General features: G+C 50.1%; 25 protein-coding genes and 1 pseudogene. 19 read left to right on the top strand and 7 right to left on the bottom strand.

What is annotated here, in order from left to right; genetic code table 11:
- Positions 1 to 2: 2 nt before the first annotated feature.
- Complete coding sequence (locus NF683_RS18950) at positions 3 to 416, bottom strand: MerR family transcriptional regulator (protein WP_089040839.1); 414 nt, start codon at positions 414 to 416, stop codon at positions 3 to 5.
- Positions 417 to 776: 360 nt separating this feature from the next.
- On the opposite strand from NF683_RS18950, the gene NF683_RS18945 reads away from it, so the two are divergent.
- The 9 genes from NF683_RS18945 to NF683_RS18905 all read left to right on the top strand — a co-directional run bounded on the left by NF683_RS18945 (position 777) and on the right by NF683_RS18905 (position 9,937).
- Positions 777 to 1,565 carry an ABC transporter ATP-binding protein gene (locus NF683_RS18945; RefSeq protein ID WP_089037877.1) on the top strand — a complete coding sequence of 263 codons (789 nt, stop codon included), beginning with the start codon at positions 777 to 779 and terminating at the stop codon, positions 1,563 to 1,565.
- Positions 1,562 to 2,311 (top strand): ABC transporter ATP-binding protein, encoded by a 750-nt coding sequence (locus NF683_RS18940; RefSeq protein ID WP_253920732.1) that lies wholly within the window; start codon positions 1,562 to 1,564, stop codon positions 2,309 to 2,311. Before NF683_RS18945 ends, NF683_RS18940 begins: the two co-directional genes overlap by 4 nt.
- Before the next feature lie 127 nt (positions 2,312 to 2,438).
- Positions 2,439 to 3,662: an ABC transporter substrate-binding protein gene (locus NF683_RS18935; RefSeq protein ID WP_253920731.1), complete on the top strand. Its 1,224-nt coding sequence runs from the start codon at positions 2,439 to 2,441 to the stop codon at positions 3,660 to 3,662.
- Between the two features lie 82 nt (positions 3,663 to 3,744).
- Positions 3,745 to 4,632, top strand: a complete 888-nt coding sequence (locus NF683_RS18930; RefSeq protein ID WP_038485114.1) for a branched-chain amino acid ABC transporter permease — start codon at positions 3,745 to 3,747, stop codon at positions 4,630 to 4,632.
- Positions 4,633 to 4,634: 2 nt separating this feature from the next.
- Positions 4,635 to 5,627, top strand: a complete 993-nt coding sequence (locus NF683_RS18925; RefSeq protein WP_253920730.1) for a branched-chain amino acid ABC transporter permease — start codon at positions 4,635 to 4,637, stop codon at positions 5,625 to 5,627.
- A gap of 247 nt (positions 5,628 to 5,874) precedes the next feature.
- Positions 5,875 to 7,029 (top strand): acyl-CoA dehydrogenase family protein, encoded by a 1,155-nt coding sequence (locus tag NF683_RS18920; RefSeq protein ID WP_253920729.1) that lies wholly within the window; start codon positions 5,875 to 5,877, stop codon positions 7,027 to 7,029.
- A gap of 20 nt (positions 7,030 to 7,049) precedes the next feature.
- Positions 7,050 to 8,165 carry an enoyl-CoA hydratase/isomerase family protein gene (locus NF683_RS18915; RefSeq protein ID WP_253920728.1) on the top strand — a complete coding sequence of 372 codons (1,116 nt, stop codon included), beginning with the start codon at positions 7,050 to 7,052 and terminating at the stop codon, positions 8,163 to 8,165.
- Between the two features lie 48 nt (positions 8,166 to 8,213).
- Positions 8,214 to 9,122, top strand: coding sequence for a 3-hydroxyisobutyrate dehydrogenase (gene mmsB, locus NF683_RS18910; RefSeq protein ID WP_275050942.1), 909 nt, complete (start codon positions 8,214 to 8,216; stop codon positions 9,120 to 9,122).
- Between the two features lie 182 nt (positions 9,123 to 9,304).
- The gene (locus NF683_RS18905) at positions 9,305 to 9,937 is read left to right on the top strand and encodes a glutathione S-transferase family protein (protein ID WP_253920726.1); all 633 of its coding nucleotides are present in this window, start codon (positions 9,305 to 9,307) and stop codon (positions 9,935 to 9,937) included.
- 266 nt (positions 9,938 to 10,203) lie between these two features.
- On the opposite strand, the gene NF683_RS18900 is transcribed toward NF683_RS18905, so the two are convergent.
- Positions 10,204 to 11,124 (bottom strand): ketopantoate reductase family protein, encoded by a 921-nt coding sequence (locus tag NF683_RS18900; RefSeq protein ID WP_253920725.1) that lies wholly within the window; start codon positions 11,122 to 11,124, stop codon positions 10,204 to 10,206.
- Between the two features lie 576 nt (positions 11,125 to 11,700).
- Between NF683_RS18900 and NF683_RS18895 the strand changes: the two genes are divergently transcribed.
- The 7 genes from NF683_RS18895 (at position 11,701) to NF683_RS18865 (ending at position 16,048) form a co-directional block, all read left to right on the top strand.
- Positions 11,701 to 12,039 carry a DUF7079 family protein gene (locus NF683_RS18895; protein WP_253920724.1) on the top strand — a complete coding sequence of 113 codons (339 nt, stop codon included), beginning with the start codon at positions 11,701 to 11,703 and terminating at the stop codon, positions 12,037 to 12,039.
- A 119-nt stretch (positions 12,040 to 12,158) separates the two neighbouring features.
- Positions 12,159 to 12,911, top strand: a complete 753-nt coding sequence (locus NF683_RS18890; RefSeq protein WP_253920723.1) for an SDR family oxidoreductase — start codon at positions 12,159 to 12,161, stop codon at positions 12,909 to 12,911.
- Positions 12,912 to 13,054: 143 nt separating this feature from the next.
- The gene (locus NF683_RS18885; protein WP_253920722.1) at positions 13,055 to 13,432 is read left to right on the top strand and encodes a hypothetical protein; all 378 of its coding nucleotides are present in this window, start codon (positions 13,055 to 13,057) and stop codon (positions 13,430 to 13,432) included.
- Between the two features lie 164 nt (positions 13,433 to 13,596).
- On the top strand, positions 13,597 to 13,887 hold the full coding sequence (locus NF683_RS18880; protein WP_253920721.1) for a hypothetical protein: 291 nt from the start codon (positions 13,597 to 13,599) through the stop codon (positions 13,885 to 13,887).
- A 160-nt stretch (positions 13,888 to 14,047) separates the two neighbouring features.
- Positions 14,048 to 14,461, top strand: a complete 414-nt coding sequence (locus NF683_RS18875) for an immunity 70 family protein (protein ID WP_253920720.1) — start codon at positions 14,048 to 14,050, stop codon at positions 14,459 to 14,461.
- 230 nt (positions 14,462 to 14,691) lie between these two features.
- On the top strand, positions 14,692 to 15,300 hold the full coding sequence (locus NF683_RS18870; protein ID WP_253920719.1) for a class I SAM-dependent methyltransferase: 609 nt from the start codon (positions 14,692 to 14,694) through the stop codon (positions 15,298 to 15,300).
- Positions 15,301 to 15,586: 286 nt separating this feature from the next.
- Positions 15,587 to 16,048: a DUF6194 family protein gene (locus tag NF683_RS18865; protein WP_253920718.1), complete on the top strand. Its 462-nt coding sequence runs from the start codon at positions 15,587 to 15,589 to the stop codon at positions 16,046 to 16,048.
- Between the two features lie 72 nt (positions 16,049 to 16,120).
- Here the strand turns inward: NF683_RS18865 and NF683_RS18860 are convergent.
- From NF683_RS18860 to NF683_RS18850, 3 genes and pseudogenes are all read right to left on the bottom strand, one after another.
- A pseudogene (locus tag NF683_RS18860) lies at positions 16,121 to 16,294 on the bottom strand (integrase core domain-containing protein); the annotation flags it as partial.
- A gap of 31 nt (positions 16,295 to 16,325) precedes the next feature.
- Entirely contained in the window at positions 16,326 to 16,739 is a 414-nt protein-coding gene (locus NF683_RS18855) for a hypothetical protein (RefSeq protein WP_253920717.1), read from the bottom strand.
- Positions 16,718 to 18,094, bottom strand: a complete 1,377-nt coding sequence (locus NF683_RS18850) for an MFS transporter (RefSeq protein WP_253920716.1) — start codon at positions 18,092 to 18,094, stop codon at positions 16,718 to 16,720. The genes NF683_RS18855 and NF683_RS18850 overlap by 22 nt, the downstream gene beginning before the upstream one ends.
- A gap of 99 nt (positions 18,095 to 18,193) precedes the next feature.
- Here NF683_RS18850 and NF683_RS18845 point away from each other — a divergent pair, with 99 nt between their 5' ends.
- A complete protein-coding gene (locus NF683_RS18845; protein ID WP_253920715.1) occupies positions 18,194 to 19,084 on the top strand; it encodes a LysR family transcriptional regulator in 891 nt (296 codons plus the stop codon).
- 41 nt (positions 19,085 to 19,125) lie between these two features.
- Here the strand turns inward: NF683_RS18845 and NF683_RS18840 are convergent, their stop codons facing one another.
- Positions 19,126 to 20,082 (bottom strand): GlxA family transcriptional regulator, encoded by a 957-nt coding sequence (locus NF683_RS18840; RefSeq protein WP_253920714.1) that lies wholly within the window; start codon positions 20,080 to 20,082, stop codon positions 19,126 to 19,128.
- Positions 20,083 to 20,228: 146 nt separating this feature from the next.
- Here NF683_RS18840 and NF683_RS18835 point away from each other — a divergent pair, with 146 nt between their 5' ends.
- The gene (locus NF683_RS18835; protein ID WP_253920713.1) at positions 20,229 to 21,107 is read left to right on the top strand and encodes an MBL fold metallo-hydrolase; all 879 of its coding nucleotides are present in this window, start codon (positions 20,229 to 20,231) and stop codon (positions 21,105 to 21,107) included.
- A 129-nt stretch (positions 21,108 to 21,236) separates the two neighbouring features.
- Entirely contained in the window at positions 21,237 to 21,782 is a 546-nt protein-coding gene (locus NF683_RS18830) for a cysteine hydrolase family protein (protein ID WP_193060463.1), read from the top strand.
- Between the two features lie 196 nt (positions 21,783 to 21,978).
- Here the strand turns inward: NF683_RS18830 and NF683_RS18825 are convergent, their stop codons facing one another.
- On the bottom strand, positions 21,979 to 23,364 hold the full coding sequence (locus NF683_RS18825; RefSeq protein WP_253920712.1) for an FAD-binding oxidoreductase: 1,386 nt from the start codon (positions 23,362 to 23,364) through the stop codon (positions 21,979 to 21,981).
- Positions 23,365 to 23,684: the final 320 nt, after the last annotated feature.

Genomic DNA, 23,684 nt, shown 5'->3' with positions numbered 1-23,684 from the left:
TGTTAATGGGGGCTTTTCGTCGTTAAAGAAGGTTTTTCATTGAGTTCTTCAAGAGCCTGGCGGCAGCGAATTTCAGCGCTTTCAAGTTCCAGCTGCACCATCGTGATGTCTTTCATTTGTTGTTCTAGAGCCGATTTACGCTCGCTGATTTTGCTTAGCATTAGATGCAACTGCTTTTCGCTGCCGCTGCGGGTCTCATCCCACAGCTCAAAGAGTTCGCGAATTTCTGCTAAGGAAAAACCGAGCCGTTTACCGCGTAGCGTTAATTTCAGGCGCACGCGATCTTTGCTGCTGTAGATGCGTGTTTGGCCACGGCGAGCAGGGTGGAGTAACTCCTGATCTTCATAAAAGCGAATACTTCGAGTGGTAACGTCGAACTCGCTGGCCAGTTCACTGATCGTGTAGGTTTTGCTCATGATCATTGTTCTCGTCGATAGGGGGATGTCCCTATGGAACACTGACCATGAGGCTAAAACAAGTTTACGTTAACGTAAAGCAGTAGTTGCGCTTGTGTGATTTCCTTGATTATTGGTTAATTGGTTGAAAAATAACTATTTTAATTATTATCGTGAAGAAACGTTAAAGAAGCGTAGACCAAAGTTGTAATTGTAATACCCCTCAAGTGATTGCTAGTTTGCACCTACACCTTACGTTCAGGTAAGGGTGTGTTGCCGGCTAACGAGTTTTGCTTGATGAAGCGGTTGGTGAAACGTCAGCACCCAACACCCGGATACAAGAACACCCGAACACAAGAACAAAAAGAGGCTTACCACTCCATGCGTGAAGACGATGTTCTTAATGGGCCAGTGCTCGAGACACGAGGGCTGACCAAAGAATTCCGCGGTTTTACCGCCGTGGATGACGTTAATCTTCAGGTTCAAGAAGGGCACATTCACGCCCTGATTGGCCCCAACGGTGCTGGAAAGACCACCGTTTTTAACTTGCTAACCAAGTTTTTGCCGCCTACACGTGGAGAAATCCTTTATCGCGGTAAGCCCATTACCAGCAAGAAATCCAATGAGATCGCACAGCTGGGTCTCGTGCGTTCATTTCAAATTTCAGCGGTGTTTGCGCACATGACAGCGCTGGAAAACGTTCGAGTAGCGCTACAGCGTCAATTAGGCACATCGTTTCACTTCTGGAAATCAGAAAAGTCGCTAGATCACCTTAATGAGCGTGCGTTAGAGCTGCTTGATGAGGTTGGCCTGCGTGAGTACGCCGACACACTAACGGTCGAAATGCCTTACGGGCGTAAGCGCGCCCTGGAAGTTGCCACCACGCTGGCGCTTGACCCTAAGATGATGCTGTTGGATGAGCCGACTCAGGGGATGGGGGCAGAGGACGTTGATCGTATCGTCGAGCTGATTAAGCGTGTCTCAAAAGGGCGCACCGTCTTAATGGTGGAGCACAACTTGAGCGTGGTTAGCAGGCTTTGTGACCGTATTACGGTATTAGCCCGCGGCGCGGTGTTGGCCGAAGGTAATTATGCAGAGGTTTCCCGCAATCCATTAGTGCGCGAGGCATATATGGGCAGTGAAGCTGCTGAAGAGGAGGCCGCCGTATGAATACCGCTGAGGCCTATGAAACCAATGAACTAGCCGATTCCCAATCGCTAGAAATGCTGAGAGTGCAAGACTTGCACGCTTTCTATGGTGAATCACACATACTTCACGGCGTGAACTTCGATGTTAAGCGTGGGGAGTTGGTTACCCTGCTGGGTCGCAACGGCGCGGGACGTAGTACTACCCTGAAGTCCATTATGAATATGGTCGGGCGTCGCACCGGCTCGATTGTGATTAATGGCAACGAAACGCTGAATATGAAGGCGCACCATATTCCAAGGCTTGGTATTGGTTACTGCCCCGAAGAGCGCGGTATTTTTGCCAGCCTGGATGTGCACGAAAATTTATTGCTTCCGCCCACGGTTCGCTCTGGCGGAATGAGCCTAGATGAAATCTATGGCATGTTTCCTAACCTTTACGAGCGCCGCAGAAGCCAGGGGACGCGGCTGTCTGGCGGTGAGCAGCAGATGCTTGCTATGGCACGCATTCTACGCACCGGTGCGCGGCTTTTACTGCTCGATGAAATTACCGAAGGCTTAGCCCCCGTTATTGTGCAAAAACTTGGCGAAGTGCTTATTCAACTGAAAGAGCGCGGTATGACCATTGTTCTGGTGGAGCAGAACTTCCGTTTTGCAGCGCCGCTGGCAGATCGTCATTTTGTAATGGATCACGGTCAGATTGTTGAAGAGATTAGCGCTGAGCAGCTTCCGTCACGTCGAGACCATCTCAACACCATGCTGGGGGTATAACGCCAATCTAGATCATAAACGCAGCATCAGCTTCGCAGTAGGTGCACTACAACACTAAACGCTCTATAAGCATTTCATTCGTACGTCGTAACACAACAACAAAGGCCTCAAGGGCCAGGAGACGAACATGACCTTTATGAAAAAAACGCTGACCGCCAGCATCGCCGTTGCCGCCGCTTCTACTATGGCAGTCTCAACCGCTCACGCCGAAATTAGCGATAATGAGGTACGCATTGGTTATTTGGCTGATATGTCAGGGACTTATCGTGACTTAGCTGGCCCAGGCGGCGAAACAGCCATGGAAATGGCGATTGCTGATTTTGGTGGCAGTGTTAACGGCTCACCCATTGTAATTTTTAGTGCTGATGATCGTAACAGTGCTGACGTCGGTGCTAACACAGTGCGTGAGTGGATCGATCAGCGTAACGTCGACATGGTGGGCGGCCTAGTGGCGTCCTCGGTGTCTATCGCCGTCACTAAAGTGCTTGAAGAAAACAATGGCCTGGGCATTGTGTCGGGTTCTGCGGCGTCAAGCATTACCAATGAACACTGCACGCCCAACCACATTCACTGGGTTTACGATACTTACCCGCTGGCGAACGGTACTGCAAAAGCAGTCGTAGAGCAGGGCGGCGACAGCTGGTTCTTGTTAACCGCTGATTATGCGTTCGGCCATGCGCTGGAAGCTGATGTGACCAACGTAGTTGAAGCCAATGGCGGCGAGATTGTTGGCGGCGTGCGTCACCCGTTCCCGACAAGCGACTTCTCCTCGTACATCCTTCAGGCCCAAGGGTCTGGCGCGAAGATTGTAGGTTTGGCTAACGCTGGTGCTGACACCGTGAACGCGATCACCACGGCTAGTCAGTTCGGTCTCACGCAGAGCGGCCAGCAGCTCGCAGGCCTATTGATTTTCCTCAACGATGTCCACGCGCTAGGCCTGGAGTCCACCCAAGGGCTGCTGCTAACCACTGGCTGGTACTGGAACATGGATGAAGAGGCGCGCGCTTGGTCAGGTCGTTATTTTGAAGAAGTTGGCCGTATGCCCACTATGGTTCAGGCGGGTATCTACTCAAGCACCATGCACTACCTGAAAGCCGTAGAAGCCGCGGGAACCGACGACCCTGAAGTTGTACGCGCCCAGATGGCTGATATGCCCATTGAAGACTTCTTTGCGCGTAACGGCTCTATTCGTGAAGATGGCCGCATGATTCATGACATGTACCTTGCCCAAGTGAAAACACCGGAAGAGTCTACCGGTGAGTGGGATCTGTATGAAATCCTCAGCACTATTCCTGCCGATGAAGCCTACCGTCCGCTCTCTGATAGCCAGTGCAAACTGGTTCAAAACTAAGTCGAATAACAACCGCAAGTGACGTTAGAACTGGTTGGTGGCAACTTGCCACCAACCGCTTGACGGCGAGGAGAGTCATACAATGACGATGATATTCGGCGTGCCATTAGCCGTTTTCATGGGCCAGCTAACGCTTGGGCTTGTGAATGGAGCCTTTTACGCACTGCTTAGCTTGGGCCTGGCGGTCATCTTCGGCCTACTGAAGATCGTCAACTTTGCCCATGGGGCGCAATACATGCTGGGAGCCTTCGCCGCACTGCTAGGCTTTCGCTATTTAGGCATCAACTATTGGCTGGCGCTGTTTCTGGTGCCGCTGGTGGTGGGTGGTTTCGGCATGTTAATGGAGCGCTTTTTACTGCGTCGCATTGCCCATTTAGACCATCTTTATGGACTGCTGCTCACCTTCGGGTTAGCACTAATTTTTGAAGGCACGCTGGTAAATTTCTTTGGCGTTTCGGGTGCGCGGTACGCGACGCCTGAAGCACTGCAAGGCGGCCTGAATCTAGGCTTCATGTTCCTGCCTACCTACCGTGCCTGGGTGCTGGTAGCGGCACTGGCCATGTGTCTATTTACCTGGTTTATGATTGAGCGCACCCGACTGGGGGCTTATCTGCGTGCAGGTACTGAAAACTCCCAACTGATGCAGGCGTTTGGGGTAAACGTGCCGCTATTGATTACGCTTACTTATGGCTTTGGCGTAGCGCTAGCCGCTTTTGCGGGGGTGTTGGCAGCGCCGCTATATCCTGTATCACCGACCATGGGGTCAAGCTTGCTGATTGTCGTGTTCGCGGTGGTCGTCATTGGTGGAATGGGATCTATTCTGGGTGCGATTCTTACTGGCCTGGGTATGGGGATCATCGAAGGCTTAACCAAAGTGTATTACCCCGAAGCCTCCAATACCGTGATCTTCCTGGTGATGATATTGGTGCTCATGTTACGCCCCGCTGGGCTGTTCGGTAAGGAGGCATAACCATGGCAGACTCTCAAGCACTCAATGCGCCATCAGCCGTACAAGAACGGCAGAGGCGGGCCAAAATGCGCCGTAACATGTTTTATATAGCGCTCTTGGCCATCGGGTTAGTCGCTCCTTTTTTGGCCTATCCCGTTTTTCTAATGAAAATTCTTTGCTTCGCGCTTTTTGCCTGCGCATTTAATTTGTTGCTGGGCTATGCGGGATTGCTCTCGTTCGGGCACGCGGCCTTTTTAGCCACCGGTGGTTATGTTACCGGCTACTTGTTGGCAAGCTATCCAGGGCTAACGCCAGAGATGGGGATTATTGCAGGCACCTTTATGGCAACCCTGTTAGGGCTGCTGTTCGGGGTGCTTTCGATCCGGCGTCAGGGCATTTACTTTGCCATGGTGACGTTGGCGCTTGCTCAGCTGATGTTTTTCGTCTTTGTTCAGTCATCGTTTACCGGTGGTGAGGATGGTCTGCACGGCGTGCCACGCGGTGACTTGTTTGGTGTGATCAGTCTAAGCAGCAACTTAGCGATGTATTACTTCGTTTTTGCCATCTTCATATTTGGTTTTGCGCTGATCCAACGCACCGTGCATTCCCCCTTTGGGCAGGTGCTTAAAGCGATTCGTGAAAATGAGCCGCGTGCTATTTCGCTGGGCTACAACGTTGATGCTTATAAGCTGCTGGCGTTTGTACTTTCTGCGGCGCTGGCCGGGTTGGCAGGGTCTACCAAAACCGTCGTGTTTCAACTGGCGTCGTTAACCGATGCACACTGGCACATGTCGGGTGAAGTTATCCTAATGACGCTGCTGGGCGGGGTAGGCACACTGCTTGGCCCCCTTATGGGCGCGGGCATTGTGGTTAGTCTGCAGCACATTTTGGCACAGTCGCCGTTGGGTAACTGGGTAAGCGTCATTCTGGGGGTTATCTTTGTTGTCTGCGTACTTAGCTTCCGCAGCGGCATCGTGGGTGAACTCACCAAAATGTATCGCAAAAACTTCAAATAACCGTTTCTGTCCGATGATTGGGTGCCCTAGGGCACCCTTTTTTCTGCCCAAATCACGTCTCTACGCCAAAGGTAGTGAGCTAAGCCGGTTGCACCTGTCAGAGTAAGAATATAAGTTAACGTAAACGTCAACGTTGCCAGTAAAGACAATTGCCAATAACGCCAACGGCTAATAAAGATAATAGCAAACGCCAAGCTGCCCAGCCTGCTCACAGGCTGTTCAGTTAAGCATGCTGCGGAGATTCGCCATGAATTTTGAGTTAAGTGAAGACCAGGTCGCCTTTGCCGATATGGCCCGGGCATTCGCCCAGAACGAGTTAGAGCCCCACGCTGCGCAGTGGGATGCCGAAGCCTTTTTTCCTGTCGATGTTATCCGCAAAGCGGGAGAGTTAGGTTTTTGTTCACTTTACGCGCCAGAACGTGTGGGCGGGCTGGGTCTTTCCCGCCTGGATGCCAGCATTATTTTTGAACAGCTTTCCATGGGCTGCACCTCAACCACCGCTTATCTCACCATTCATAACATGGTGACGTGGATGCTGGCAGACTTCGGTACCTCTGAAGCAGTGGCGCAGTGGGGCGAAAAATTGGCCACCGGCGAGTTGCTGGGGTCTTACTGCTTAACTGAACCCAATGCAGGCTCTGATGCGGCCTCGCTTAAAACCACCGCCAAGCGGGATGGCGATGACTACGTACTCAACGGTAGCAAGATGTTTATCTCTGGCGCCGGCAGCACCGACTTTTTGGTGGTGATGGCGCGTACCGGCGGTGAAGGCCCCAGCGGCGTTTCTGCCTTTGCGGTTGATGCGAAAGCAAGCGGCATTAGTTACGGCCGTAAAGAAGACAAAATGGGCTGGAACAGTCAGCCAACCCGCATGATTACCTTTGAAGATGTGCGCGTTCCCGCCAACCACCTGTTAGGCAACGAAGGTGACGGCTTTAAAATTGCCATGAAAGGCTTGGATGGCGGTCGTATCAACATCGCCACCTGCTCAATCGGCACCGCCCAGCAGGCGATCAACAAAGCCCGTGAATATATGCTGGAGCGTAAGCAGTTTGGCAAGCGTTTGGCAGACTTCCAGGCGCTTCAGTTCCGTATGGCGGATATGGTTACTGAGCTTGTCGCGGCTCGCCAGCTAGTGCGTATGGCAGCCACAAAATTGGATGCTGGCCACCCCGATGCCACTACCTATTGCGCCATGGCTAAGCGCTTTGCGACTGATGTCGGCTTCAAGGTGTGTGATGAGGCGCTTCAGCTCTATGGTGGCAACGGCTACATTAAAGAGTATCCGATGGAGCGCTATGTGCGTGATTCTCGTGTACACCGTATTTTGGAAGGAACTAACGAAATCATGCGGCTGATTATTTCCCGTCGCGTGCTCTCTGATGGTGCCTCTGAGCTGTAGCCAACCACAAGGACAATGGAATGAGTAGCGTACTGTTTGCTGAACACGCCACCCAAGATGGCCATGTTATTGGCGAGATCACGCTTAACGCCGAGCGTTCGCTGAACGCCCTGACGTTAGAGATGATTGAAGAGATTCTGCCGCGCTTGAAAGCGTGGCAAACCGATGAGCGAGTTGTTGCTGTTCTGCTTGATAGCGCTGGTGAAAAAGCGTTTTGCGCAGGCGGCGATGTCGTCAATCTGTATAAAGCGATTAAAGGTGACGGCGAGCCAGATTTTCCTGAGCGCTTCTTTGAACATGAGTACCGCCTGGATTACCTGCTCCACACCTATCCCAAGCCGGTCATTTGCTGGGGCAGCGGTATTGTGATGGGTGGGGGAATGGGGCTGCTTAGCGGTAGCAGCCACCGAATCGTGACGGAAACTTCTCGGCTGGCGATGCCAGAAGTGACGATTGGCCTTTATCCGGACGTTGGCGCTAGCTGGTTTTTAAACCGTCTGCCAAATGGTACCGGACGCTTTTTAGCCATGACCGGCAGTCAAATTAACGCGCCAGATGCCGTTCATCTCGGCCTTGCCGATCGTGCGATTGCTAGCCATTACCGCGCAGACCTGGCTCAAAAACTGATGGATGCCACCTGGGGTGAAGGAAAGCAAACTGACGCCCATGGTGTCGTCAATCGCGTGCTGCGCGAATTTGAACAAGCCTCTCAAGAGGTATTTGCCGAGCTGGAATCGCCGGTTCAAAAATCTGCCGCACTGATTCGTGAGCTAATGGATCACGATACGGTTGAGCAAACCGTGGATGCCGTGCTGGCGGTTCGCAGTGATGACAAATGGTTCAGCAAAGCGCAGAAAACGCTTTCCCACGGCAGCCCCGTATCAGTGAAGCTGATTGATGAGCAGCTAAAGCGCGCCAAGCACATGTCGTTGGCTGAGGTGTTCCAGTTTGAGCTGGCGCTTTCAGTGCAGTGTTGCCGCCATCAGGAATTTCCCGAAGGCGTGCGTGCGCTGTTGGTCGATAAAGACGGCACGCCTGCCTGGAAATACCCAGATGTCGCGTCCGTCGAACAAACCTTTATCGATGAGTTGCTGGTTTCGCCGTGGCAAACGAGCCCTCTGGCGGATCTTCACTAAGCTATTTCTTCAAACCATTTCCCAACCCAATTCACCGTCAATTTTCGAATAAGGACAATAAAGATGACTACTGTCGCGTTTATCGGTTTAGGCAATATGGGCGGCCCCATGGCGGCCAACTTGGCGAAAGGGGGCTTTAACGTTCGCGCGTTCGACCTTTCTGAACAAGCCTTGGAAACGGCTAAATCCCAAGGCTGTGAAGTAGCAGTCTCTGCAAAAGCAGCGGCCACCGACGCAGATTTTATTATTTCCATGCTGCCCGCAGGCAAGCACGTGCGTGGGCTGTATGTGGATGGCGACGAGCCGCTGTTTGATGTGATCAAAAAGAGCGCTCTGGTGATTGACTGCTCGACCATTGATGCGGATACCGCCCGCAGCGTCGCTGCCGCTGGCGCTGAGAAAGGCGTTGGCTTTGTCGACGCGCCGGTATCTGGCGGGGTAGGCGGAGCGCAGGCCGGCACGTTGAGCTTTATTGTGGGCGGTAGCGCGGCACAATTTGAGCAGGCCAAGCCTGTACTAGAAGTGATGGGTAAGAATATCTTCCACGCCGGCGACCACGGTGCAGGCCAGGTGGCCAAAGTGTGCAACAACATGCTGCTTTCCATTCTGATGGCGGGCACCTGCGAAGCGATCAATATGGGCGTAAAAAATGGCCTGGATCCAGCGGTGCTTTCCGAAATCATGAAACAAAGCTCGGGGGGGAACTGGGCGCTAAACGTTTACAACCCGTACCCCGGTGTGATGGAAAATGCCCCTGCTTCGAAGGGCTATCAAGGCGGCTTCCAGGTAGACCTGATGATTAAAGATCTGGGTCTCGCCATGGATGTTAGCCAGCAAAGCGCCTCACCGGTGCCCATGGGCTCTGCCGCACGCTCGTTATTCACCCTGCATAAAGCCGGCGGCAACGGCAAGCTCGATTTCTCCAGCCTGCTGCAGTTTTATCAAGATAAGGAGTGAGAGTAAGGCGTGAATGGAAAATAGTGAGGAGCAAGGGGTGGTGTAACGAGTTTTGCGCGGAACGAGCAACACTAGGCACCTGTGAGCGGGCGGCATAAGCCGCCCCTTGTCACTGGCTTCAAGGGCGGGCAAACTCATTCTCTTCGCTATTCTCAGATGTATGCTCAGATAAAAGGACTGCCATGATTACGCTTTGGGGCCGCAATAACTCGACTAACGTCAAAAAAGTACGCTGGGTACTTGAAGAGCTCGGATTGACGTTTGAGCAAATTCCGGCAGGAATGCAGCACGGGGTCAACAATACCCCGGCGTACTTGGCCATGAACCCCAATGGGCTAGTGCCGCTACTCAAAGACGACGCTACCGATAGCGTGTTATGGGAATCCAACACCATTGTCCGCTACCTGGCTGCGCAGTATGGCCAAGGTAACTTATGGATAGATGACCCCGCCAAGCGTGCCCAGGCAGAGAAATGGATGGACTGGGCGAACAATACGCTTTCGCCCAGGCACCGCGTTATTTTGCAGGGATTCGTAAGGACACCGCCAGAAGAGCGCGATAACGACGCTATTGATGCCGGAATGCTAGCCTGTGAAAGGTCATTCGAACTGCTAGATAACGCGCTGGCAAACCAAAGCCAACCCTGGTTTTCCGGCGATGAATTTGGCCTCGGCGACATCGCCCTAGCGCCATTTATCTATAACCTTTGGAACATTGGGTTAACCTGGCAGCGGCGCCCCAATCTGGAGCGCTGGTACCAACAGATTGCAGAACGCCTCGCCTTTCAGAACGTAGTGATGATTCCTGTAACCTGATGTAAAAAGCAGCCTTCCCTGATGACGGGAGGGCGCTCTAGCACGCTACAATTTGCTAAACGGCTAAATACACAGGCTTTATCGTGCATTTATGCGAAGGAGCATACGGGGTTTGTAGTGCGTGGTAAGCGAAGCGCACCCGCAATGGCAGCCCGGCGCAGCGGTTGTAAGTGGAACAGCACAGCCCTGACAGCACAGTAAATAAGGGCAATTTAATATTGTGGGAGGGCGCTTTAGCGCGCGATGATTCAGCCACTAAATGTTCCCTAAAACTCCGCCTCCAATTTAGCCAATTCGCTATCAAGCTCCTTCAACGCCTCACACGGCAAACCATGGCGCTCGGCGCTATCAATCAACGGCCCTAAAATCGCCCCGCGCTCGGTGGGACGCTTGGCCTCAACATCCTGCAACATCGAGGCCTTATTGTTAGCGGTGTTCTCCACCACCTGCCACACAAGCGCCAACCACGCGTCTTCGCCTTCGCCACCATTCGGTGGTGCAATGTTTTCCTGCTTTAAAATCGCCGCGACCTCTTTGACCACCACTTCCAAACGGCCTGCATAAGCGTCACCGCGCAGCTCTCCATTGCGCACGCCATTGAGCGCCACCAATGGGTTGATCGCCGCATTCACCGCCAATTTTTGCCACAAGCGTTGGCGTATATCGCTCACCGCCGTTGCGGTAAAGCCTGCCTCACTCAATAGCGCCGCTAACGCCTCCGCCAATCCCGCGTGCTGATTATCTAAATCACCAATAAACGTAGGCCCGCGCCCCGCGTGAACCACACCATCATCCCCAGTGAGATAAGCACCCTGAGTTGTGGTCGCGCACAGCACTGGCCCAGGCCATGTTTGTGTAATACGCGGTTGTGCCAAAAAGCCGTTCTGCCACAGCACCAGTGGGGTAGTGGGCGCAACCACATCGGCAATACTGGCAAGTGCCGCCTCGGCGGCCATGGCTTTGGTGGTGATATGTACAAACCCAGGCGCGGGAAGCGGATGAGAGGCTAGTTCCGCAACCGTAGCGCTCGCCAGCCGCTGAGTTCGCTCTTCACCTTCAGGGGTGGTCAGGTGTTGTTGTTCAGGCAGCGCACGTCGGCCAATCAAAGTGGTGTCAGTGAAGGGGGAAAGCGAATGCGCCAACAGGCGACCAATGGCCCCAGGGCCAAGTATCCAATGGGAAGTCATCGTTGATTTTTAGCCATTAACAGCGGTGTTGTCGCCAAGCTTACCGTGTTCAGCACTAGGAAATGAAGGTGAAGTGACCAGCGACTTCATAGTCTCCGAAAGATCCCCGTATTAAAGCAGTCCGTATCGCGCCGATGCAGCTGACCTAGCTAACCTAGTTCACTGCATCGGCTTTTTTGTATAAGTGATAGCAGCGGAAAGGTGTGTCATCAGCCAATAGACTCTAGGCATGGCAGAAAACTGCAATGCGCGGCTAATGACTAATGACGAGGCTAAGGATTATCTGATAAATATTTTGTTAGGGTGATTGGGCCGCGTTATAAAGAAAGAGGGGAACACGTTTGAAATGGTGCCTATGATGTCGGTTTTACGGCCTTGAGAGGCTTATCGAGTCAAGATGCCATGCTGGTTCAGCAGTGTTATGCAGCCTACTTATACTTTATTTTCTTTGATTTCATTGAGCTATGTCGTAAATGAAAGGCGGTATAACCTGAATTAGCACGCTGCCGGGTTCATTAAGGTTATGTAGCGGGATGTATAATCACTGTTAAGCATCAGTAGGGAGGGTAGCGATAATTGAGTAGCGAACAACGGCTTAAAGTATGGCGAGCTTTATCTGACCTGTTTCTTGACACAGAAATAGATGATGTAACGTTCAGGTATATTGCCCGTACAATTTCAGAGAGCGAATTTTCCTTGCCTGAAGTTGAGAGCATCCTTTGGTACGAGGTCTACCCAGTATTGGAAAGTAACCTACGAAGCGTTGCCGGTATTTGGGACGGCTGGCCAGATTCTTGGCTTCTTCAAAACTTGCCTGCTTCAGTTCGCCCCAACGCTATACATGGAGATGCTTCCATCATCAAGGAAATAAAGCGTTGCTGGCAGAAAGTGGTGGAGTTCTATGCAACAAGCTAAAATGCATAACCAGATCAATCACAGCGACAGCTTATCCGTTGCGGCTTCGCCTACACTACAAAGCTGCGCGTGTTGGCGATGTTATGCATTACTCCAGTTTTACGAATCAAGGATGATTTATGAATGATTCAAAAGTAGTTTTAATAACAGGTGGTGGTCGAGGTATTGGCGCTGCTACTTCCAAATTATTTGCGTCAAAGGGTTATGCTGTTTGCATTAATTACAAGTCCAATTCTGCTTCGGCTGAAGCTTTAGCTCATGATATTAAGGCTGCGGGTGGTCGTTGTATTACAGTTCAAGCTGATGTCTCCGTTGAAGGTGATGTATTGAGACTGTTTGAGCTAATTGACGACGAGCTAGGCTCTTTATCTGTGCTCGTGAACAATGCGGGAATTTTGCGTAAACAGTCTCGTCTTGAGGATCTGACGGCCGAAAGAATCAATACAATTTTGACCAACAATGTGACTAGCTATTTTCTTTGCTGCCGAGAGGCAGTTAAACGCATGTCTACTCGTCATGGTGGCAGCGGAGGCGTCATTGTCAATGTTTCATCGGGAGCATCTCGCTCTGGCTCGCCAAATGAGTATATTGATTATGCTGCTTCAAAAGGGGCAATTGATACGCTAACAAAAGGCTTGTCACTAGAAGTTGCCTCTGAGGGCATTAGGGTAAATTGTGTCCGCCCGGGGTTGATTTATACCGATATGCACGCTGACGGCGGGGAGCCTGAAAGGGTTGAGAGGTTAAAGAGCATTATTCCTCTACAACGCGGCGGTGAGCCAGAGGAGGTGGCAGAAGCTATTTATTGGCTCTCATCGGAAAAGTCATCGTTCTCGACGGGAAATTACTTAGACCTGTGCGGTGGCCTGTAAATGCGTAACAAAGCGTTTAAGAGGGGCTCCCAACGCTTGGCATTTTGTCTCCGCGTGGGGTGTAGTGTTTACGGTGTAATCGTTTAAGTTGATGGTGAGCGTTGCTCACTACTGAACGCGGCGTTATGCAACCAAGAAGAATTATGAGACAACAGTATCATTTTCGAAACTCAGATGAAGGGCTGCTATCGTGGGACGTTTTTCGGCTAATTGAACTGGCTAAAGATTTGCCAGTTACCGAAATATCTCTAGCTGACATCAGTGAGTTGGACGAAGAATTTTGGTTTGAGCTAGGTGGTGCAAAACCAACGTGTAGAAATATTATAGAGCATACGAAACTCATCCAAAAAACTGATTTATCATACCCAATTATTCTGTGCCATAAAGGAAGGGTAATGGACGGTATGCACAGAGTGTGTAAAGCAGTTTTACTTGGTCACGATACAGTCCGAGCAGTCAAGTTTCCTCAATATTTAGCTCCCGATCATGTTGGTATTGAAGCTGATGAGTTACCGTATTAGAAAGCTGCATAATAAGGTGGTTGAGGCGGATTCAAAATGCTTGGCGATTTGAATTCAAAATCAGGTTTAGTGGTTAGGATGCAATGGCTTAGATTTGGTGATAGGCGTTGTTCACCACTTGGCGCGGTGTTATGTGACAAACGACTATTCAGCTAAGAGGGTATATGGGTGCAGCTACGAAGTTTTTAATCTTATATCTAATTCCAGTGATTTCCTTTTCTGGTACTGTTGGTACCTATATATTTGTTTATGGAGAGAGTGTTGATCATCCTCTAATAGATGTTGCCCTGGCGTTAGTTGTATTAGGTTTTCTATTTTCATCGATTATCAGCGTTAAGCTAATCTCTCAGTTTTTAAGTAGTTATACAAATTACTTGGGTGTTGTTTTTACTGTAGTGGGTTGGCTGTTAGAGCTTGTTCCAGTAAGTGTGTATATGTTATTTCTTGTGCAGTGAGTGCAACCAATAATACACATATAGCAAGGCGCTTAGGCACATTTCCAACGCATGGTATTTATAGTTTGAATTGAATTTAGTATTTACGGCACAATGGGTTAAGTTTAGCGGTGGCGTTGTTCGCTATTTAACGCGACGTTATCAATACTGAGGATCAGGTATGGCTGTAGGCATTAAGGTTGGGAGCATTACAGATGAAATTGGCACCCCGGACTTTTTTCATGCCTTTTTCAGCACTGTAAGCTTTAACCTCGAAAAGGGATGGGGAAGTCGTTTCCCTCTTCTTCTCACTAACCTCTATCAAGGTGGACTTGAAGCGGTGTTCGCTGAAAATGCTCTAGCCGAGTTAAAGCAGGTTAAAGAGGAGTTGTCCGCATTCTCTCCAGAGCAGGTGGTTTGGGATATCGAAGATCTTTCAAAGCAACCGCCGTGGGGCTCTGACATTTCACAGGACATCACGTCACTGGCCAACTATTTTGTGACGTCTACAGGTCGTGATCTCATAGAAATTTTATTAGAAGCGCTAGATGAAGCTGCCAAGAGCAAAAGGCCAACTGCTATTGTTCATTGCTAACAAGGTGCTGCTATCGGGCAAATTTCCGCAAAGCGCGGCGCTACGTGTTGTTATAGTTAGGGGAAGTTCAACCGCCTAAAAATTCGCTCCTGGCCGAGTGCAGAGGCTCAAGCTATTCTGATGGCGAGATGACAGATAACGACCAGAGCGAACATTCCGGCTGAAAGTGACCTACAGGTTCAGCAGTGTTATGTGGCAGGCACGGTTATCTATGTTAAGTGGGGAATTCGATGCTCCAACGCAGTTGGGATAAGGTGGCGAGTGACGTCGACTTTAATCTTGAAATTGACCTAGCGCGATTTCTAGGCATGATCAGCCGAAAAGCCAAAGTGCTCGATTTTGGCTGTGGATACGGACGGATTTCCAACGAACTTACTGAGTGCGGATACATTGATGTAACGGGCGTTGATCCTTCCTTCGCCATGATCGAGCGCGGAAGGAAGGCGTTTCCTGGGGTGCCTCTCCTACATTTTGATGGGATTGATCTTCCGTTCGGCGAAAATGCATTTGATGTCGTCGTCATTTGCGCGGTTTTTACGTGCATTCCTTCACTTGATGAGCGAGATAGAGTGTCTGCGGAGATAAACCGCGTGCTGAAGCCTGGTGGCATCGTTCATATGTCGGAGTTCTGTTCCGTAAAAAGTAAGGGCTTTATTTCCGGTCTCGGTATACCGATGCGGTACAGTAGCCCAGCAGAACTACGCGACGTATTCGTTGGTTTTTCCTGCTTTCACGATGAGGTTGTGAGCGCAAGCACTATGAGTGGTGATTCTACGTCCAGTTACCGTGCGTTCATCCGAAAGCCACTTAACAAAGCAATGCACGCGACAAGCGCATGATTGCGGGCGTTGAGCCTGTAGAAAAACTCCGCTGACGGCTAAGTTTTATTCGCTCCAAGCGGTCGGCTGAAGGTAGGCATTACATCAGTATCGCCTTAAGTTACGAACTGACCGAATTTGACCATGAGTTGATTCCTGCACTGGATGAGATCGTCAAAGTGGGGCACAAATAGAAGACGGAGGGGGATCTTCGGATTGAAAGCTAGATGCTCCCCAGAATCTGAAATTGTTTAATAGACCACAGCTGTTACATTCCCGTACCTGCTAGAAACAAAGAGGATTGTGAGTGAACCAAGCAAAAATAAGAGCGCTTCTTACTAACGACGCCCGTATCTGCGTTCAAGTAGCCGATGCAGCGGACAGCGTGCCAGAAGTGGCAATTGGTGACACTTTCATCTACGCGATTGGATCGGATGGAAGCCCCAAGAAAATGCCCTTCATGACGATCATTACAAAGGACTATCCGGGTTTCGATGAGGACTCTAATTTAAATCGCGACAATGGCTTCAGAGTTAATATTGACCTTGGCAAAGAAAAATTTGTAGAAATTTTCGGTTTCTCACCAAAAGATTTCTCGACGCATAGCTCCAATTGCGACTTCACGGCTCGTGACTCATTCTTTCCGCATCCTGTCTATGGTGCCCATGGCTGGCTTTGTGTCGTCAATCCCGCCAGCAACACAGGCTCAGACTTAGTCAGCTTAGTGGAGTTCGCTAAGAATCGTGCACTTTCTCGCGCGATGGTCTAGCAATTCATTCAAGCTGAACCCGCTTCGCGGGTCGGCTTAACTATGGCGTTAGGCCTATATAGGATTTGAAAACTGAGCATGATGAAGACTGGTGAACCAATGCTCATTTAAACATTCATCTCGAAAGCGCCCATTGAACGATTCGATGTACGCGTTCTGGTTGGGGTTACCAGGTTCGATTTAAAATAGAGCTACACCATGCAGATGCGCCCATGACAACATGGCGCTCCCACTGAACTCCTTGCCCATAGGACCGAACTCTAAAGCGTAGCGCTACTCAATCAGGGGTGACGTCGGCTGTTTCCTGCAGGTATCGCCATAGAGGCTTGCTATCTTTTATATCAAGGATAACCACGGAATAACGAGACGAACTTGTCTCGGCTTCTTGGTGGGTTTCGCGATAACGCAGGACAACGCTGTCTGCGTTGACGAGTAATGTTTCATATTGTTCAATGAGGATTGAAAGTGAGGGGCGTGTACCTTTATTCTTGCGAAACAATGCAACCACTTGAGATTGGCCCACTACGTTACCTGATGTTGTAACCATGGTAAAAGATGGACAAAAGCTATTGATAAGCTTCTCTAACGAAGCATCTTGCTCGGCGCTCCCTGTGAATACATCTTGAATCCACACGTGCAGATCTAGAACACTACGATGGGCAACGGCGATTAACTCTTTTTCGGGTAGCATGATGATATATCCTCGTTTGGCTTACGATTAAGTTGTTTTATGATGAGTAAAGGGGTGACGCCAATAAAAGCAGCGAGCAGGAATGTCAGTTGATACGCCGACATATCATTGGCGTAGTGCTGCAGTACATTGAACAAAAGAGTGAAAAAAGCGGCGCCAAGGCTAAAAGACATCTGACGGTTGAGGTTCCAAACTGCGCTGGCCTTGATTAATGTTGCTTCGTCAAAATCCATCATCGCGGTAGTTTGTGCCGTATTGGCGCTCACACCGCCTCCTAAGCCCATCAATAAATACGCAATAATAAGTAACGGAATGTTGGAATGGTGGCCAACAAAAAATAGCACAGCAATACCGGCAGAATGTGCCAACATACCAAACAAAAATAGTGAGCGAGCGCCAATGCGATTATAGAGTCTACCACCTACGGTAATCGCAACTAATGAGCCAGCCCCGTAAAGCACCATCAACATCCCCGTTTTTTGAGCAGACCAGCCTAATACCTCTTGAAGAAAGAAGATATTCAGTAAGTTTACTCCTGTGAAGACGCCCGGCACCGCTAAATACACCAATACAGAAAAACGCATATGTGTATTTTTAAATACACTCAAATCAAGAATGGCATGCGTGGTTTTACGATAATGGTGTAAATAGAGAACGCTGACCCCCAATCCTGCGATGAGAAACAATATTGGCAGTAGTTTCGAACTCGCATTTGCATAAATAGAAAGTCCGATGAGTAATGTTGCGAGTGAAGTGCTAACAAGCAGGAGTCCTTTCATATCTGGTGTAAGCGCTTTTTTGGTTTCAGAGCGAATCCAATAAGCAGACAATATAGCGGCCAATAAACTAAAAGGAATGTTGCTGAGAAAGACCCAGCGCCAAGATGAATAATCAACAATGATACCGCCGATACTGGGTGAAATAGTCGGAGCAATTAATGCAATACTCATAATGAGTGTTGATATTTTGGTTCTTTCTTTGTTTTTAAATAAATTAAAAGCCAGCGCCTGACCTACTGGTATCAGTAAACCTCCTCCCACGCCTTGAAGGAAGCGAAAAAAGACGAGCGAGTAAAATTCATTCGTCATACCTGAACACAGTGCGCCGAGCGAGAATACTAGCATCGACACGGTCATCGTTTGTCTCGCACCAAACTTGCTCGCTAACCAATTACTAATCGGAATAATCAGCGTTAATCCTAAAATGTAGCTATTGGCAATCCAAGTCACGCTCGACTCTGAAATTGATAACTCTTGAGCAATATCCGGAAGGGCAATCGCTGACATAAAAATATTAATACAATCAATAAAAAATCCGAGCAAGAAAATAAGCGCGATACGATAACGATAAGCCATTGGTGATCCTGGTGTAAATCTAATTACGAGAATTTTAAAGTATTTGACTTGAGGTTGTTAGCTGTTTAAAATAAACGCTGAGTTAAATCAGGGTAAACGATGATGTTTAATGACATTAAACGTATTCATACGTTTATTGCTGTGGTGGATAGTGGCTCTTTTACTAAAGCAGCCAATCAATTGTTTGTTAGTAAAGCCATGGTTAGTATCCATATAAAATCGTTGGAAGACTCGCTCAATGTACCATTGCTTATTCGTAACTCACGCGGATTCATTATGACCGAGGCGGGAGAGTTACTTTATAACGATTTTAAAAATATCTTCTCTGATATTCACTCATCATTAGACAATGTTGTTGAAAAGCATCACTCCTTAACCGGACACTTAAGGGTCTCGTCTACCGTCGAATTTGGCGAAGCATTTCTTATTCCGCTGATTGGTGAGTTTTGTCATGTTCATCCAGAGCTCAATATCAGCTTTCATGCTGACTCATCACTCAATAAATTATTGAATGAGAAAATTGATCTTGCCGTAAGGCTAGGAACGCTCGATGATTCAGCCCTAAAGAGTCGTAAGCTTGGCAGCTTCTCTACTATGATAGTGTGCTCCGCCAATTGGATAGCACAAAACCCTTTATCCTCATTAGAGGATTTAAAAACAGCGCCGTGGGTTGCTAACAGTAACCTCAAAACGCCCAACCAGTGGACGCTACATAGTGGTGATAAACAGACCTTTCAACTAAAGTTTTCAGCAAAGTTTAGCGCCAACTCCTCCATCGCAATCAGGTCCATGGTTCAATCTGATTTAGGTGTTGCGATTCTTCCTGAGTGGATTATTAAAGAGCAGCTACAAAGCGGAGAGTTCGTCGAACTATTTCCAGATTGGCGTTTACCTAAGCAAGACATCAGTGTGGTTTTTACTGGCGATCATCGTGTTCGACGCCATTGCCGCTTATTAATCGACTATCTAGTAGAGAATACCCATTTTTAGACGCTAAAAAGAACCCATATTGGTGTAAGGAAAAACTCTACCTACTTGGCGTTGCCGCCAAAAGTTTTACGCCAGTCGCGTGGGCTGACTTGATGATGCTGCCTAAAGTGTTGACGGAAAGACGTTGCCGTATGAAAGCCAACTCGTTCCGCAATCGCTTCCACCGACAGGGAGGTGGTTTCCAGTAACTCGCGCCCGCGTCGTAACCGCTCGTTGACAAGCCACTCTACCACCGTCATTCCGGTTGCTTTTTGAAAGTGGCGCGTGAAGGTGCGTCTGCTCATGGAGGTTCGAGCGGCTAGCTCATCGATGCGATGCGAGCCTGCTAGGTTTTCTCTCAAATAGTCCAATAAGCGATTGATATGGGCGTCTTGAGTGGAGATGGCAACGGGTTGCTCAATGAACTGTGCCTGTCCACCTTCGCGGTGTGGGGGAACCACCATGATACGGGCAATCTTGTTGGCAATCTTCGCGCCGTAATACTCGCGCACCAAGAACAAGCAGCAATCCAGGCCTGCCGCCGTGCCTGCGGACGTCACTAGACGATCCTCCTCCACATAAAGCGCATTGGTATCCAGCTTGACCTTGGGGAAGCGGTCACTGAAATCCTGCTCGGCGACCCAGTGAGTTGACGCCCGCCTGCCGTCGAGCAGTCCAGCGTACGCCAGCGCATACGTGCCGTAACAAAGACCCACCACATGAGCGCCCCGTTCATGGCAGCGGACGAGCGCCTCTGTCAGCTCAGGCGGTGGCGGTTCATCCAGGTCATGCCAGCCAGGGACCACGGCTATATCCACGTCATTCAAGAGCGTTAAGCCGCCATTGGGCTTTATTGTCATCACCTCATCGCTCTCTAGCGAATCTTCCCAAGCTGCGACGATGGTCAGGTCGAAGAGTGAGCGATCGGGGAAAGCCATGCCGAACACCGTGTAGGGCACCGAGAAATGAAAAGGCGTGATACGGGGATGGAGAATTAAACCTACACGGGGTAAGGACATGGGTAACTCCTATGCTGTTCTCAACGTAACCGTACCATGCTGGCCCAAAACTTTCGAACACTGACTTCCAGGCCAATTTTTTTGTCAGCCGCCTCTCTCTACACTGCTTGCTATCAATCCAGCAACGTATTGAAGGAAGTCGTTAGATGCCTATCAAAACCTTATCCAGTTCTCTTGTCCTCGCCACAGGACTCATTGCCGGTAACGCCTTTGCGGATTCAAACACTCAGGGGACAACGCAGCAGGTGCAGCAGATTCGCAATGCAACGGTGAAAATTACCTATGGGGACACCACCTTTTTGGTGGACCCGATGCTGGCCGAGCAGGGTGTTTATCCAGGCTTCGAAAATACCTATCGTAGCGAGTTGCGTAACCCGCTGGTGGGGCTGCCCATGCCCGTTGAGGAGATAATCGACGGCGTCGACGCCATCATCGTTACTCACACACACCTCGACCACTGGGACGATGCTGCCCAGGAGCTGCTGCCGAAGGACATGCCCTTGTTTGCACAGAATGCTGCCGATGCTGAGCTTATTCGCTCTCAGGGTTTCAGCGATGTGCGTATTTTGGACGGAGAAGTGGAATTTGGTGGAGTGACACTGCATAAAACGGGCGGTCAGCATGGCTCTGATACGCTCTACGCTGTGCCTGAATTGGCGGAAACCCTCGGTGACGTGATGGGCGTGGTCTTCGAAGCCCCTGAGCAAAAAACCACGTACCTGGTGGGCGACACCATCTGGCGCGACGAGGTTGAGCAGACGCTGGCGCGTTATAACCCCGAGGTGATTATCGTGAATGCCGGCGCCGCAGAGGTCACTGGCTTCGAAGGTGACCCAATCATCATGGGTAAGCAAGATACGTTGCGTATGCATCAGGCAGCCCCTAATGCGGCGATCATCGCGGTGCATATGGACGCCGTGAACCATATGACGTTAAGCCGTGACGAGCTGTCTGATTACGTGCAAGAAGTTGGGATCCAGGATCACGTCTCTATCCCCGCTGATGGCGAAGTCATCTCCTTTTAATGCCATGGGTCGCCTTTGATGGCGGCCTGTGTCTTTTTATCAACGTCTTAACGCTGGCACGTTGGCTTGCTGCCTTCATTCCCCAAGCACCAACACACTGGCAACCACTACTGAAAAAGGAATAACCCCATGAGTAAGCGCGCAATCATTGTCGTCGATATCCAGAACGAATATTTCCCCGGCGGCAAGCTGTTGCTGCAGGGGATTGAGGAGGCAGCGGCGAATGCCGCCAAGGTCATTGAGCATGCGCGGTCGGCAAAAGATCTCGTCGTCTATTTTCAGCATGAATCTGCGGATCCAGAGATCCCTTTCTTTACCCCCGGTACGCCAGAGGTCGCCATTCATTCCATGGTTGCGCCACTGGAGCAGGAAACAGTAGTCGTTAAGAATTTTCCGAACTCGTTTCGTGAGACCGGTTTGAAAGAGTTGTTGGATCAGAAAAATATTGAGGAGGTCGTCATTATCGGTGCCATGAGCCATATGTGCATCGATGCAACCAGTCGTGCAGCTTCGGACTTCGGCTATAAGACAACGATTATCCACGATGCCTGCGCTACGCTGGATCTTGAATTTGATGGAGTGACGGTACCGGCGTCACAGGTTCACGCAACGATAATGTCAGCCTTAGCATTCGCTTATGGCACGGTAATCTCTACGGAGCAGTATGTCGGGTAACGCAATCGATCTGTGCGATTTGACTTTCTCGCTGCCGCCTTCAAAGCACCACAGGTGGAAGGCGGCACTGAGAAGTCAGTATTAGAGGATTACTGATCGGAGTGAGTTAAAACCGGATTTAGCTTAAAGGGCGCTTGCTGATACGAGCTTTTGCTCAGAAAGGATCAAGAGCAGGGCTTCATCACTCAAACGACATTCAGGCCGGGGGGATATTCTGATTGATACGGAAAAGGTTTGTTGGGTCGAACTTCTTCTTGAGCGCCACCAGCCGCTCGTAGTTGGCACCATAGGCAAAGGCAGTACGGTCGGTTTCATCCGCGGTCAGAAAGTTAACGTAGGCGCCTCCACTGGCAAAAGGCTGTGACCGGGTGAAGAATTCTCGTGCCCAGTTAATGCAGCGTTCGTCCTCGGCGGCCGTCTCCCAACGGGCATGCACGTTCATCACATAGTTAGCATCACGGTTCGAGTAGGCCATCGCTTCGGGTGGTACTCGGCCTGTTTGACCGCCTATCGTGGCAATGAAAATCTCGCACTGTGAAGACGGTAAGACCTCAGCGTATTCGATGATCGCATCGATAGACCCTTCTCCGAGCGTCGAGAAATTATGAGACTTCCAGTAGTTTCGTGCCCCTGGCGTTAATAGTGGGTCGAACGTTTGCTGCCAGTCAATATACGGTTGCACCCCAATATGCTCGCCGTATGCGGTACCAAATTTTCTAAGCGGCTCAATGTATTTCTCGCCTTCTACGGGATCGCCTGCATAGCAAATGGCAAGAGCGACTATCTCTTTTCCATGGACAGCCTCGGGCAGAAAGGGTAAGGGAGGCGCTTTGCGCGTCACCATCCACACGTTGAGTTCGTCTGGCATCGTTTCCGTGAAGCGAGCGAACTGTGTGATGACCGATTTTGCTTCGTTGAAGGGATAGACGATAAGGCCGGAGAGCACATTCGGACCTACTGGATGCAACTGATATTTGAAACGGGTCACGATGCCGAAGTTACTCCCTCCACCGCGAATCCCCCAAAAAAGGTCGGCGTTTTCCGATTCACTGGCGTGCAACTGTCGACCATCGGCTGTAATTACGTCCACGCCGAGTAGATTGTCGATGGTCATACCGTATTTTCGACTGAGCCAACCGAATCCCCCTCCTAAGGTCAGACCGGCTATACCTGTGGTGGAGTTGATGCCCAATGGGGTAGCAAGACCATATGCTTGGGCAGAGACATCGAAGTCCGCGAGTGTGCAGCCTGGCTCGACATACGCAAGGTGGAGTTCTGGATCTATGTCAACTTTCTTCATTAGCGAGAGATCAATCATCACGCCGTTGTCGCAGACAGAACTGCCCGCAATATTGTGGCCACCACCGCGTACGGAGAAAGGCAGATCGTGTCGGCGTACGAAGTTAAGAGACTGGGCAACATCGTCAGATGAAGTGCAGCAAGCAATCATGGAGGGCCTGCGATCAATCATGGCATTCCATATCTCACGCGCTTCTTGGTATTGAATATCTTCTGGAAGAATCACGCTTCCCGAGAAATTGGCCTTAAATTTCTCTATTACGGTTTGCGAAGGCTGGCTCATGACGAACACCTTGAGGTATGCCCGGGGTAGGGACGCATACAAGAGGCCGCCGGGCGGGTAGTTGAGGAGGACGACCAAGCTGGCGACTATCCCCAATCTTCACAGCGGCCCTTTGATTGGTATTTCGTCAGTGGGTATACACAGTATAGGAGGTCTATCAATGGTTGCTGCTGTTTCTTCGGTTATTCCATTAATCATCATCGTCTGATCACGGTTGGCTAGGAAGAAGTGGTGGTGGAGCTCCTTTGACTGAGGCTTTTCATTATGGAAAGCCATGAACTGAAGTTACTCTATGCGAAGATGCAATCCCTTTGAGCGCT

The organism is Halomonas sp. MS1, assembly GCF_024182575.1.
Classification (GTDB): domain Bacteria; phylum Pseudomonadota; class Gammaproteobacteria; order Pseudomonadales; family Halomonadaceae; genus Vreelandella.
The sequence above is the reverse complement of the archived record's forward strand: the minus strand, read 5'-3'. Positions and strand labels throughout refer to the sequence as shown.